Here is a 13,376-nt window from a genome sequence, read left to right as displayed (position 1 = left end):
CCTTTGCGCGCCAGCTTCGCCAGCGTCAGATACTGAACATCAGGGCCGTGAGCACGAAGTCCAGCGCCAGCACCGCCAGGGACGCCATGACCACCGTGCGCGTGGTGGCGCGCGAAACGCCCTCAGGCGTGGGCTTGGCCACGTAGCCCTGCAAAAGTGCCACAAAGGTCACGGTGAAACCGAAGACCACACTTTTGAGCACGCCGTTGCCCAGGTCTTTCCAGACATCCACCCCGCCCTGCATCTGGCTCCAGAAGGCCCCGGGGTCGATGCCGATCATGAGCACGCCCACCACCCAGCCGCCAATGATGCCCACTGCGCTGAACACCGCCGCCAGCAGGGGCATCGTGATCACCCCGGCCCAGAAACGCGGCGCCAGGATGCGCTGCACCGGGTCCACGGCCATCATCTCCATGGCGCTGAGCTGCTCGCCCGCGCGCATCAGCCCGATCTCGGCCGTGAGCGATGTACCAGCCCGCCCCGCAAACAGCAGCGCCGTGACCACGGGCCCCAGCTCGCGCACCAGGCTCAACGCCACCAGCAGGCCCAGGGCCTCGGAGGACCCATAGCGCTGCAGCGTGTAGTAGCCCTGCAGCCCCAGCACAAAACCCACAAACAGGCCCGAGACCGCAATGATGGCCAGTGAGTAGTTGCCCAGAAAGTGGATCTGGTCGCGCACCAGCCCGGGCCGCACAAAGGTCGCCCCCGCCAGCCGCAGCAGCCGGAAGAACAGGCGCGCGCCCAGGCCGATGTCCGCCAGTTGCTGGCGCACGGCAAAGCCGACATCCGAAGGCCTGTACCAGCTCATGACCGGCGCCCCCCTTCCGGGCCGAAGTCCTGGGCCGGATCGGGCGACGGGTAGTGGAACGGCACGGGCCCCGCAGGCAGGGCATTTACAAACTGGTGCACCAGCGGGTCGCGGCTGGCGCGCACCTCGTCGGGTGTACCCTGGGCGGCGACCACGCCCTCGCCGAGGATGATCACGTGGTCCGCGAGCCGGAAGGTTTCTTCCAGATCGTGCGAGACGATGATGCTGGTCAGGCCCATGGCGTCATTGAGCTGGCGGATCAATTGGGCCGCCGTGCCCAGCGAAATCGGGTCCAGGCCCGCAAAGGGCTCGTCGTACATGACCAGCTCCGGGTCCAGCACGATCGCGCGGGCCAGGGCCACGCGGCGTGCCATGCCACCCGATATCTGGCTGGGCGCCAGGTCGCGCGCACCGCGCAGACCCACCGCGTGCAGCTTCATGAGCACCACGTCACGGATCAGGGCTTCGGACAGGTCGGTGTGCTCGCGCAGCGGGAAGGCGACGTTCTCGAACACGCTGAGGTCGGTGAACAGCGCCCCGAACTGGAAAAGCATGCCCATGCGCCGACGCGCCGCATACAAGGCCGCGACGTCCATGCGACCCACGTCCTGGCCATCAAACAGCACTTGGCCACTCTGGGCCTTCTGCTGGCCCCCAATCAGGCGCAGCACCGTGGTCTTGCCACCGCCCGACGCCCCCATGAGCGCCGTGACCTTGCCCCGTGGCACCGAGAGCGAAACGTCGCGCAGGATGGCGCGGTCACCGTAGGAAAAGGTGACATTGCGCAGTTCGGCGAGAAAGGACGGCTCGGGCATGCGAGAAAAGGGATGGTGGAAATCCGGGACCTGCCCACTCAGCATCCGGCAAGCCCCCTTGGGAAGCGAGCCGCGATGGTAGCCGAAGACACAAACATACATTCACGCATGTTTGTAAAAATTGGCACAGGGCGCGAGGGGCTGCAGCGCGCCCAGGCAGAGGCAACCCCGGATTGACAGGACACCCGATTGTGCCAACAAAGCGCAAGTGTGGCGGATCCCACGGTTTTACCCTGGACAGCGCAGGTCGGCCTCGCGCCCCAAGACCCCACAAAAAAGCGGCGCCCGCAGGCGCCGCTGTTGCTCGAACCCCGTGCGGGCGATCAGCGGGGCAGGTCCGAGTAGCCCATGAGGAACTCGTCCACCGCGCGCGCCGCTTGGCGGCCTTCGCGGATGGCCCAGACCACCAGCGACTGGCCCCGGCGGATGTCACCGGCCGCAAACACCTTGGGCACGTTGGTGGCATAGCCGCCATCGAAATCGGTGGTTGCGCGGGCGTTGCCACGGGCGTCCTTGTCCACGCCAAAGGCGTCGAGCACCGCAGCCACGGGGCTCACAAAGCCCATGGCCAGCAGCACCAGGTCGGCTTGGTAGTGCTTTTCGGTGCCAGGAATTTCCACCAGCTTGCCGTCCTTGAACTCAACCTGCACGGTCGTCAGGCTCTTGACCTTGCCCTTTTCGCCCGTGAACTCCTTGGTAGAGATGGCGAACTCGCGCACGCAGCCTTCTTCATGACTGGAGCTGGTGCGCAGCTTCAGCGGCCAGTAGGGCCACGTCAGGGGACGGTTTTCCACCTCGGGGGGCTGGGGCATCACCTCGAACTGGGTGACGCTGGCCGCACCGTGGCGGTTGCTGGTGCCTACGCAGTCGCTGCCGGTGTCGCCGCCACCGATCACGATGACATGCTTGCCATCGGCGCGGATCTGGCCCTTGAGCTTGTCGCCCGCGTTGACCTTGTTCTGCTGGGGCAGGAACTCCATGGCGAAGTGGATGCCATCGAGGTCGCGGCCGGGCACGGGCAGGTCGCGCGATTGCTCGGCGCCACCAGTCAGCAGCACGGCGTCAAACTCCTTGTTCAGCTGCTCTGGCGTGACGGTCTCCTTGGCCCAGTTGGTGACCTTGGAGTCCTTGCCCAGGCCGTCCTTGGCGGCGCCCACAAACACGCTGGTGCGGATGACCACGCCTTCGGCTTCAAGCTGCTTGACGCGGCGGTCGATGTGCGACTTCTCCATCTTGAAGTCAGGGATGCCGTAGCGCAGCAGGCCGCCCACGCGGTCATTCTTTTCAAACAACGTGACGCTGTGACCTGCACGGGCCAGTTGCTGGGCAGCGGCCAGGCCTGCGGGGCCCGAACCCACCACGGCCACTTTCTTGCCCGTCTGGTGCTTGGCGGGGCGGGGCTTGACCCAGCCCTCTTCCCAGGCGCGGTCAATGATCGCGTGCTCGATGGACTTGATGCCCACGGCGTCGTCGTTCACGTTGAGCACGCAGGCGGCCTCGCAGGGGGCGGGGCAGATGCGGCCGGTGAACTCGGGGAAGTTGTTGGTGCTGTGCAGCACCTCGATCGCGCTCTTCCAGTCCTGGTGGTACACCAGGTCGTTGAAGTCCGGAATGATGTTGTTCACCGGGCAGCCGTTGTTGCAGAACGGCGTACCGCAGTCCATGCAGCGGGCGCCCTGCACCTTGGCCTGGCTCTCGTCGAGGCCGATGACAAATTCCTTGTAGTGCTTCAGGCGCTCGGGCACGGGCTTGTAGCCCTCTTCGATGCGCTCGTATTCCATGAAGCCAGTAGTTTTTCCCATGACGATGTCCTTGTCTATGAATGCTGTGCGAAGGGGGTGGCGTTGCCTTACTTGGCGGGGGCCACTTCTTTTTTGGTAGCAGCTACCGCCGGTGTAGCGGACTCCTCCAGCACTTTCCGTTCATAAATTTCAGCCAACGCACGCTTGTACTCGGTCGGGAAGACCTTGACGAACTTGCTGCGCGATGCGGCCCAGTTGTCCAGCAACTCACGCGCGCGCTTGCTGCCTGTCCAGCGGTTGTGGTCTTCCAGCAGCTTCTTGAGCTGGGCCTCGTCCGTCTGGCCGTTGTGCCAGATGGCGCGGGGCACGGTGGCCTCCTGCTCGGTGGCAGGCAGGATGCGTTCCAGCGTGACCATGGACATGTTGCAGCGCGTGTCGAACTGGCCGTCTTCGTCATAGACGTAGGCCACACCACCGCTCATGCCCGCCGCAAAGTTGCGGCCGGTCTTGCCCAGCACCAGCACCGTGCCGCCGGTCATGTACTCGCAACCGTGGTCGCCCGTGCCCTCCACCACCGCCGTGGCACCCGACAGGCGCACGGCAAAGCGCTCGCCGGCCACACCACTGAAGAAAGCCTCACCCGTGGTGGCGCCGTACATCACCGTGTTGCCGACGATGGTGTTGCGCACGGCATCGCCCCGGAAGTCGATGCTGGGGCGCACCACCACACGGCCACCCGACAGGCCCTTGCCCGTGTAGTCGTTCGCGTCGCCGATCAGGTACAGGGTGATGCCGCGCGTGAGGAACGCACCGAACGACTGCCCGCCCGTGCCTTCGAGCTGGATGCGGATCGTGTCGTCCGGCAGGCCTTCGGGGTGGGCGCGTGTCACAGCCCCGGAGAGCATGGCGCCCACAGAGCGGTTCACATTGCGCGCAACTTCGATGAACTGCACGCGCTCGCCCTTGTCGATGGCGGGCTTGCTGCGCTCGATGAGCTTGCGGTCCAGCGTGTGCTCGATGTTGTGGTCTTGCACATCCACGTGGAAGCGCGGCACATCGGCAGGCACATTGGGCTGGGCAAACAGGCGGCTGAAGTCCAGGCCACGTGCCTTCCAGTGCTCCAGTCCCTGGCGCATGTCGAGCAGGTCGGTGCGGCCGATCAGGTCGTCGAACTTGCGGATGCCCAGCTGGGCCATGATCTGGCGCACTTCTTCTGCGATGAAGAAGAAGTAGTTCACCACATGCTCGGGCTTGCCCGAGAACTTCTTGCGCAGCTCGGGGTCCTGCGTGGCCACGCCCACGGGGCAGGTGTTCAGGTGGCACTTGCGCATCATGATGCAGCCCTCGACCACCAACGGAGCGGTGGCGAAGCCAAATTCGTCCGCCCCCAGCAGCGCGCCGATGGCCACGTCGCGGCCGGTCTTCATCTGGCCGTCGGCCTGCACGCGAATGCGGCCACGCAGGCGGTTCAGCACCAGGGTCTGCTGGGTTTCGGCCAGGCCGATTTCCCAGGGGCCGCCTGCGTGCTTGATGGACGACCAGGGCGAAGCGCCCGTGCCGCCGTCATGGCCGGCGATCACCACGTGGTCGCTCTTGCACTTGGCCACGCCTGCGGCGATGGTGCCCACGCCCACCTCGGACACCAGCTTGACGCTGATGCCTGCGTGCGGCGCCACGTTCTTCAGGTCGTGGATCAGCTGGGCCAGATCTTCAATCGAATAGATGTCGTGGTGCGGCGGGGGCGAGATCAGGCCCACACCGGGCACACTGTGGCGCAGCTTGCCGATGTAGTTGGAGACCTTGCCACCCGGCAGCTGGCCGCCTTCGCCGGGCTTGGCGCCCTGGGCCATCTTGATCTGAATCTGGTCGGCCGACGACAGGTACTCAGCCGTCACGCCGAAGCGGCCCGACGCGACCTGCTTGATGCGGCTGCGCAGCGAGTCGCCGTCTTGCAGAGGCAGATCGACTTCAACGTTCTCGGCACCAATCACGCTCTTGAGGCTGTCGCCCTTCTTGATCGGGATGCCCTTGAGTTCGTTGCGGTAGCGGCGCTCGTCTTCGCCGCCCTCGCCCGTGTTGCTCTTGCCGCCAATGCGGTTCATGGCTACCGCCAGCGTGGCGTGCGCCTCGGTAGAGATGGAGCCCAGCGACATGGCGCCGGTGGCGAAGCGCTTGACGATTTCCTTGGCGGGCTCGACCTCGTCGATGGAGATAGCCTTGGAGGGGTCGATCTTAAACTCGAACAGGCCGCGCAGCGTCATGTGGCGCTTGCTCTGGTCGTTAATGATCTGGGCGTATTCCTTGTACGTGTTCCAGTTGTTGGCACGCGTGCTGTGCTGCAGCTTGGCAATCGCGTCGGGTGTCCACATGTGGTCTTCGCCCCGGGCGCGCCAGGCGTATTCGCCGCCAGCATCCAGCATGGTTTCGAGCACGGGGTCGTCACCAAACGCGGCCTTGTGCATTCGGATGGCTTCTTCGGCAATCTCGAACACGCCAATGCCTTCCACGCGGCTGGCAGTGCCGGTGAAATACTTGCCCACGGTTTCGGTGTTCAGACCGATGGCCTCGAACAGCTGCGCGCCGCAGTAGGACATGTAGGTGCTCACGCCCATCTTGGACATGATCTTGGACAGGCCCTTGCCAATCGCCTTGACGTAGTTGTAAATGGCCTTGTCGGCCGACAGGTCGCCACCCAGGTCCTTGTGCATCTCGGCCAGGGTTTCCATGGCCAGGTAGGGGTGCACGGCCTCGGCTCCGTAGCCTGCCAGCACGGCAAAGTGGTGCACTTCGCGCGCGGTGCCCGTCTCGACCACCAGGCCGGCCGTGGTGCGCAGGCCCGTGCCCACCAGGTGCTGGTGGATGGCCGACAGCGCCAGCAGCGCGGGGATGGCCACCTGCGTCGCGCTTACGGCGCGGTCGCTGATGATGAGGATGTTGGCACCTCCCTTAATCGCGTCCACCGCCTGCGCGCACAGCGAGGCCAGCTTGGCTTCCACGCCCTCACGGCCCCAGCTCAGCGGGTAGGTGATGTCGATGGTGACGCTCTTGAACTTGCCTTGCGTGTACTGCGCGATGTTGCGCAGCTTGGCCATGTCGGCAAAGTCGAGCACGGGCTGGCTCACTTCGAGCCGCATCGGTGGGTTGACCTGGTTGATGTCCAGCAGGTTGGGCTTGGGGCCAATGAAGCTGTTGAGCGACATCACGATGGCCTCGCGGATCGGATCGATCGGCGGGTTGGTCACCTGCGCAAACAACTGCTTGAAGTAGTTGTACAGCGGCTTGTTCTTGCCCGAAAGCACGGCCAGCGGGCTGTCGTTGCCCATGGAGCCGATGCCTTCTTCGCCGTTCTTGGCCATGGGCGCCATCAGGAACTTGATGTCTTCCTGGGTGTAGCCAAAAGCCTGCTGGCGGTCCAGCAGCGGCAGGTCTGCAGACTGGGGCGCAGCCGCCTGGGCACCGGCTTCGATGCTGTCAAGCTTGATGCGCAGGTTCTCGATCCACTGCTTGTAGGGCTTGGTATTGACGACGTTGGCCTTCAGCTCGTCGTCGTCAATCATGCGGCCTTGTTCCAGGTCGATCAGGAACATCTTGCCGGGCTGCAGGCGCCACTTGCGCACGATCTTGTTCTCGGGCACGGGCAGCACGCCCGACTCGGAGCCCATGATGACCAGATCGTCATCGGTGATGCAGTAGCGCGAGGGACGCAGGCCGTTGCGGTCCAGCGTAGCGCCGATCTGGCGGCCGTCTGTGAACACGATGGAGGCCGGGCCGTCCCAGGGCTCCAGCATGGCGGCGTGGTATTCATAGAAGGCGCGGCGGCGCTCATCCATGGTGGTGTGCTGCTCCCAGGGCTCGGGGATCATCATCATCACGGCCTGGCTGATGGGGTAGCCGGCCATGGTCAGCAGTTCGAGGCAGTTGTCGAACGTGGCGGTATCGGACTGGTCCGCAAAGCTGATGGGGTAGAGCTTTTGCAGGTCAGCAGCCAGCACGGGCGATGCCATCACGCCTTCGCGGGCCTTCATCCAGTTGTAGTTGCCCTTGACGGTGTTGATTTCACCGTTGTGCGCCACATAGCGGTAGGGGTGGGCCAGCGGCCACTCGGGGAAGGTGTTGGTGGAGAAGCGCTGGTGCACCAGGCCGATGGCCGAGACGCAGCGCTCGTCGGACAGGTCCTTGTAGTACACGCCCACCTGGTCGGCCAGCAGCAGGCCCTTGTAGACCACGGTGCGGCTGGACATGGACGGAACGTAGTATTCCTTGCTGTGCTTGAGCTTGAGGGCCTGGATGTTGGCGCTGGCCGTCTTGCGGATCACATACAGCTTGCGCTCCAGCGCGTCCTGCACGATCACGTCGTTGCCACGACCAATGAAGACCTGGCGCAGGATGGGCTCCTTCTTGCGCACGGTGGGCGACATGGGCATGTCCACATTCACCGGCACATCGCGCCAACCCAGCAGCACCTGGCCTTCGGCCTTGATGGCGCGCTCCATCTCCTGCTCGCAGGCCAGACGGGAGGCATGCTCCTTGGGCAGGAAGATCATGCCCACGCCGTATTCCCCGGCGGCGGGCAGCGTGATGCCCTGCTTGGCCATCTCTTCGCGGTACAGCGCATCGGGGATCTGGATCAAGATGCCCGCGCCGTCGCCCATCAGGGGGTCGGCCCCCACAGCACCACGGTGGTCGATGTTTTCCAGGATCTTCAGGGCCTGCGTCACGATGTCGTGGCGCTTCACACCCTTGATGTGGGCCACAAACCCGAGGCCGCAGGCGTCGTGTTCGTTACCCGATGAATACAAACCGTGTTGTTGCAGATGCTGGATCTCGGCAGCCGTGGTCATGGCGCACTCCTCATATTTTTCGCAGGGAGTGGGAGATTAGTGCATTGCAACATGGTTTGGCAAGCACATTAATTAGGGTCAGATTCCTTTTAATAACCGAGCATCTCAGTTTGATATTTTATTGGGGACATATTAAATTTAATAGCAATAAAGGCAATGCAGTAGCGCGGAAAAGCCTATTTTTCCTCTGATTTCTTCACGCTTTTTGGCCGCCCGGCCTGCCCCGCCGCCACCCTGCGCGGTGTCTGTTTTTGCAAACCTTCGATGAAATCAGTGTCTCCCAAGGCCCATCCACTCAGGGCCGAAGCCGTGAGCGCCGCCTGCTCCTGCGACCCGATTCCCGTCTGCACCAGCGCGGCATAGGCGGCCTCGCGGGCAAACGGCGTGTTGCCCAGCGCCCAGTACAGCGCATGGGGCGTGAGCAAGCGGTCATTGCGTACGCCCCGCCAGTGGGCATGGCTGGACCAGGGGTAGTCTGCCGCATTCGCCACCAGCCCTGCCCGCACCGGGTTGAGGTCCAGGTACACCATACAAGGCAGCAGGTACTTGTCGGCCTGCAGCACGGTAGACCGGTAGCGCCCTTCCCACAAGGTGCCGGTGCGCGCATGGCGGCGGTTGAAATACTGCACATAGCGCCGCCCCACCGCCTGCATCATCTGCGGCAAAGCATCCGCCGATGTGGGGGTGACCAGCAGGTGGAAGTGGTTGTCCATGAGCACATAGGCATGGACAGCCACCCCGTGCTGGAGCGCGTTGTCTGCCAGCAAGGCGAGCATGGTGTGGAAGTCTTCGCCGTCCTGAAAAATGGGCTGGCGGTTGTTGCCACGCTGGATCACGTGGTGCAGATGGCCTGGCAGGGTCAGGCGTGGAAGGCGGGCCATGGGAAGTGGTCGATGAAGGCAATGCGCGCCATCATAGACCCGTCCCCAATTTCAAAGTCTCTAGGACGCTGCCGCGCAGCTGAGGCACGGGTGAAGCAATCAGCCCGCAGCAGCCGCCTCTGTCACGTTGGCAGCCGCCGCCAACCCAAAACGCGGCCCCAGGGCCTTTTCCAGCCCGAACTCGACCAGGATGGCACGCAGGCGCTCGGCCGCGCTGCGCTTTTTCTGCCCGGTGTAGCGCGCGATGATGAGTTCGTTCTTCATGCTGTGCTCCCACCCGACCAGTTCGGTCACCGTCACTTGGTAGCCACTGGCCTCCAGATACAGGCAGCGCAGCACATTGGTCACCTGGCTGCCCAGCTCACGGGTGTGCAGCGGGTGCCGCCATAGCTCGGCCAAGGGCGTGCGCGCCAGCTGCAGGGCCTTGCCCTGGCGCAGGCAGGCGGCCATCTCGGCCTGGCAGCAGGGCACCAGCACCATCGCACGGGCCTTCTTCTCCAGACCAAAGGCGATCGCATCGTCCGTGGCCGTGTCGCAGGCGTGCAGGGCCGTCACCACATCGATCTGCGCGGGCAACTCGTCGGCCGCTGACGATTCGGCCACCGACAGGTTGAGGAAGGACATGCGGCCGAAACCCAGCCGCTGCGCGAGCAGGCGAGATTTTTCGACCAGCTCAGCCCGCGTCTCGACGCCGTAGATATGGCCATGCCCCAGGGCCTTGAAATACAGGTCGTACAGGATGAAGCCCAGGTACGACTTGCCCGCGCCATGGTCTGCCAGGGTCGGCCCACCGCCGTCCGCCGATAGCTCCGTCAACAGTGGCTCGATGAAATTGAACAGGTGGTACACCTGCTTGAGCTTGCGCCGCGAATCCTGGTTCAGCCGCCCTTCGCGCGTGAGGATGTGCAGCTCCTTGAGCAGCTCCACCGACTGCCCGGGCCGCAGCTCGGACAGCTCCGCAGCCTGGGCATTGGCCTGGGACTGTTGCTTGCGGATCGCCCCACCGGCTCCGCGCGGCGTGGAGGATGGTTTCTTCTGCGTCATCGCGCATTCCCCCCCTCGGCAGACGCCGCACCGGGCGCCGGTGCGTGCGCCCCCACATCCAGCGCCAACCAGCCCTCCATCCCCAGGCCCTCCAGCACTTCCATGTTCCGCTCAAAGATGGCTTCCGCCTCAGGGAACACCTCCACGGCCCGGTCGATGCTGTCTTCGCGCAGCAGATGCAGCGTGGGATAGGGTGCACGGTTGGTGCAGTTGGTCACATCGTCCACGTCAGTGCCCGCAAACTGGAACTGAGGGTGAAAGCTGGCAATTTGCAGGGTGCCATCCAGCCCCAAGGCATCCAGCAGGCCTTCCGCATCACCAAGAAATTCATTGAAGTCCAGAAAATCCTGCAAACAGTGCGGCAGCACCAGCAGGGTCGTGTCCCGCACCTCGGTGGGAATGCTCTGCAAAGCCAGCAACTCGTCACGCAGCAGCGACAGCACCGCGTCGGTGTCCTCGGTCAGCGCCACCACGTAGTGAATCTGCCCCTTGACATGCACGCCCTTGGCGAACGGGCACAGATTCAGCCCGATCACGGCTTTTTCAAGCCAGCGTACGGTGTCACGAATGAACGGGGCTGCGGGATCGGACGCGCCCATCGGGGTGATGGAAGGGGTGGAGGTCATAGGCGCGTAGGCAGGCACAGTGAAACGGGGTCTGATTTTACCGGGGGCCTCGGCGCGGCCCGAGGCGCAGGAGACGTCACACCGCGGTGCAGCACGCAAACAGAGTGACGGCCATGCCGCAGGCGATGGAGCACATGGGCAACGGGCTGATGCAGGGGCCGGTACAGACCCTGGACCGGGCAGCTCTGCGGCCAAACGCCCTCAACCGCCGAGCAGGCGGCGGCCCGTCAGCCGCTCATGTTCGCGCGCTGCAAAACGGTCCGTCATCCCGGCAATGAAGTCGGCCACGGCGCGGGCCCGCATGCTGGCGTCGCCCCCCAGCGCCTGCTGGGCAAACGCCGCTTTCATCTCCTGCGGTGCGGCCACATAGGCGGCAAAAAGGTCACGCACAATTTCCTGAGCCAGCCCCGTCGTCTCCATCACCTGCGGATGCCGGTACAGGTGCCGGAACAGGAACTGCTTGAGCGCTGTAGATCGTTCACGCATTCCGCCACTGAACAGCACCAGCGGCGGGCACCGGCGAACCTCATCAGCGCTGGCGGGCACATGCTCGCGCAGGGCCTCCCGCGTCGCGTCAATCACGTCGTACACCTGCGCACTGAGCATGCGCCGGATGGCCTCGAACAACAGTCGCCGCTGCAGGCTGGGCGAAGCGAGATCCGGGTACTCGGCCTGCGCCGCCGCCCGGTACGCATCGAACAAGGGAACGTCGCGCAGTTGCGCAAGGCTGATCAAGCCCGACCGCACGCCATCGTCAATGTCGTGCGCGTTGTAAGCAATCTCGTCCGCCAGGTTGCACAACTGCGCCTCCAGACTTGGCTGCTCACGCCTTAAAAATCGGCTGCCGACACCGCCGGGCTCCGAGGCTTCCAACTGTTCTGCGTGCGATCGGGAGCAATGCTTGAGGACTCCCTCTCGCGTCTCGAAGGTGAGGTTGAGTCCATCGTACTGTGGGTAGCGCTCTTCGAGCCGGTCCACCACACGCAGGCTTTGCAGGTTGTGCTCGAACCCGCCAAACCCCGCCATGCACCCATGCAGCGCATCCTGGCCCGCATGTCCGAAGGGAGTGTGACCCAGGTCATGGGCCAGCGAGATCGCCTCTACCAGGTCTTCATTGATCTGCAGAGACCGCGCAATGGAACGCCCCAGCTGCGCCACCTCCAGCGAATGGGTCAACCGGGTGCGGAACAGGTCGCCTTCGTGGTTGAGGAACACCTGCGTCTTGTAAACCAGGCGCCGAAATGCCGTGGAATGGACAATTCGATCACGGTCTCGCTGGTACTCGGTGCGTGTCGGTGCGGGCCGCTCCGGATAGCGCCGCCCCCGTGTCTGCGCGGGGTCTGAAGCGCAGGGCAATTGATCAGAGCTCTGCATCAAAAATGGGCTTGTGCGCGCTTCAAGTTTACGCTATTAGCTATATATTTAATAGCAGACTCGCCTGGCTGCGTCAATCGCAACACGCATCAATGACCTCCCGTACCAAGGCATCGGGCGCTGCGCGCACCACGGCCTTGCCAGGCCCGTCAATCAACACAAACCGGATCTCCCCACCTTCAGACTTCTTGTCGATGCGCATCAACTCCAGATAGCGCCCCGCGTTGTCCGCCGGATCCAGCACGGGCCCCTTTGTCGGCAAACCCGCCCGCGCAATCAGCGCAGTGAGCCGTTCCACAAACGCAGCATCCACCAACCCCAGCCGGCGGGACAGCTCAGCCGCCATCACCATGCCAGCAGCGACCCCTTCCCCATGCAACCAGACGCCATACCCCATGCCCGCTTCAATCGCGTGACCAAAGGTGTGTCCGAAATTGAGAATGGCACGCAAGCCGGTTTCTTTTTCATCATGGCTCACTACCCATGCCTTGATTTCGCAGCTGCGCTGGACAACATGGGCAAGTGCACTTGAGTCTTTCGCAAGTACCTTATCCACGGAGCCCTCAAGCCACTCCATAAATCCGATGTCGGCAATGGGTCCGTACTTAATGACCTCCGCCAAACCTGCGCGCAGCTCACGGACTGGCAGGGTTTCAAGCGTACTCAGATCACATACAACAAGGCGAGGCTGATAAAAAGCCCCGATCATGTTTTTACCTAACGGGTGATTGATCGCTGTCTTCCCCCCCACCGAGGAGTCCACCTGCGCCAGTAATGTGGTCGGGAGTTGAACGAAGGGGACACCTCGCATGAAAGTAGCTGCTGCAAACCCTGTCAAATCACCAATCACGCCTCCGCCGAGGGCAAACATGACAGTTTTTCTATCACACTCCCACTTCAGCAATGCAGTGAAAATTTGATTTAAAGAATTCCAGGTTTTGTGGGCCTCGCCATCTGGAAGTTCAACGACATAGACCTCCTGAAAAGAGCTTCTGAGTGAATCCAAGGCCCGGCTCAAATGTAACTTGGCGACCACCACATTCGTAACAACGACGGCTACCCGGGTGCAAACATTGGAGTTTGCGAGGAACCGAGCCAAATCCACCCTCTCTGCAATCAGAATGTCGTACGCTCTGTCACCTAAATCAATTTTTACCAAACCCATATAGCAGCCAATTTCTTACGCAAAAACAGAAAAAGGAGAGACCAATTAAGATTGGTCTCTCCTTCTAGCAAGCTCACTCT

9 protein-coding genes are annotated in these 13,376 nt (G+C 63.2%); all 9 read right to left on the bottom strand.

What is annotated here, in order from left to right; translation table 11 throughout:
* Positions 1–25 precede the first annotated feature (25 nt).
* A complete protein-coding gene (gene mlaE / locus CBY09_RS03550; RefSeq protein WP_094286492.1) occupies positions 26–808 on the bottom strand; it encodes a lipid asymmetry maintenance ABC transporter permease subunit MlaE in 783 nt (260 codons plus the stop codon).
* A complete protein-coding gene (locus CBY09_RS03545; RefSeq protein ID WP_094286490.1) occupies positions 805–1,623 on the bottom strand; it encodes an ABC transporter ATP-binding protein in 819 nt (272 codons plus the stop codon). The genes mlaE and CBY09_RS03545 overlap by 4 nt, the downstream gene beginning before the upstream one ends.
* A gap of 323 nt (positions 1,624–1,946) precedes the next feature.
* On the bottom strand, positions 1,947–3,425 hold the full coding sequence (locus CBY09_RS03540) for a glutamate synthase subunit beta (RefSeq protein WP_094286488.1): 1,479 nt from the start codon (positions 3,423–3,425) through the stop codon (positions 1,947–1,949).
* 47 nt (positions 3,426–3,472) lie between these two features.
* Positions 3,473–8,206 (bottom strand): glutamate synthase-related protein, encoded by a 4,734-nt coding sequence (locus CBY09_RS03535; RefSeq protein WP_094286486.1) that lies wholly within the window; start codon positions 8,204–8,206, stop codon positions 3,473–3,475.
* A gap of 176 nt (positions 8,207–8,382) precedes the next feature.
* A complete protein-coding gene (locus CBY09_RS03530; RefSeq protein WP_094286484.1) occupies positions 8,383–9,087 on the bottom strand; it encodes an REP-associated tyrosine transposase in 705 nt (234 codons plus the stop codon).
* 99 nt (positions 9,088–9,186) lie between these two features.
* Complete coding sequence (locus tag CBY09_RS03525) at positions 9,187–10,131, bottom strand: class I SAM-dependent methyltransferase (protein WP_240515571.1); 945 nt, start codon at positions 10,129–10,131, stop codon at positions 9,187–9,189.
* Positions 10,128–10,757 (bottom strand): DUF1415 domain-containing protein, encoded by a 630-nt coding sequence (locus CBY09_RS03520; RefSeq protein WP_240515570.1) that lies wholly within the window; start codon positions 10,755–10,757, stop codon positions 10,128–10,130. Before CBY09_RS03520 ends, CBY09_RS03525 begins: the two co-directional genes overlap by 4 nt.
* 201 nt (positions 10,758–10,958) lie before the next feature.
* Positions 10,959–12,131: a deoxyguanosinetriphosphate triphosphohydrolase gene (locus tag CBY09_RS03515; RefSeq protein WP_094286482.1), complete on the bottom strand. Its 1,173-nt coding sequence runs from the start codon at positions 12,129–12,131 to the stop codon at positions 10,959–10,961.
* Positions 12,132–12,204: 73 nt separating this feature from the next.
* A complete protein-coding gene (gene aroB / locus CBY09_RS03510) occupies positions 12,205–13,296 on the bottom strand; it encodes a 3-dehydroquinate synthase (protein ID WP_094286480.1) in 1,092 nt (363 codons plus the stop codon).
* Between the last annotated feature and the right edge of the window lie 80 nt (positions 13,297–13,376).

It is taken from the genome of Acidovorax kalamii, assembly GCF_002245625.1.
GTDB lineage: Bacteria > Pseudomonadota > Gammaproteobacteria > Burkholderiales > Burkholderiaceae_C > Acidovorax > Acidovorax kalamii.
Note: the sequence above shows the minus strand (reverse complement) of the source record. Positions and strands in the feature narration are given on the sequence as shown.

Excerpts from the sequence above, each read along its gene's own strand:
- mlaE (WP_094286492.1), bottom strand. The coding sequence starts at position 808 with ATGAGCTGGTACAGGCCTTCGGATGTCGGCTTTGCCGTGCGCCAGCAA.
- CBY09_RS03545 (WP_094286490.1), bottom strand. The coding sequence starts at position 1,623 with ATGCCCGAGCCGTCCTTTCTCGCCGAACTGCGCAATGTCACCTTTTCC.
- CBY09_RS03540 (WP_094286488.1), bottom strand. The coding sequence starts at position 3,425 with ATGGGAAAAACTACTGGCTTCATGGAATACGAGCGCATCGAAGAGGGC.
- CBY09_RS03535 (WP_094286486.1), bottom strand. The coding sequence starts at position 8,206 with ATGACCACGGCTGCCGAGATCCAGCATCTGCAACAACACGGTTTGTAT.
- CBY09_RS03530 (WP_094286484.1), bottom strand. The coding sequence starts at position 9,087 with ATGGCCCGCCTTCCACGCCTGACCCTGCCAGGCCATCTGCACCACGTG.
- CBY09_RS03525 (WP_240515571.1), bottom strand. The coding sequence starts at position 10,131 with ATGACGCAGAAGAAACCATCCTCCACGCCGCGCGGAGCCGGTGGGGCG.
- CBY09_RS03520 (WP_240515570.1), bottom strand. The coding sequence starts at position 10,757 with ATGACCTCCACCCCTTCCATCACCCCGATGGGCGCGTCCGATCCCGCA.
- CBY09_RS03515 (WP_094286482.1), bottom strand. The coding sequence starts at position 12,131 with ATGCAGAGCTCTGATCAATTGCCCTGCGCTTCAGACCCCGCGCAGACA.
- aroB (WP_094286480.1), bottom strand. The coding sequence starts at position 13,296 with ATGGGTTTGGTAAAAATTGATTTAGGTGACAGAGCGTACGACATTCTG.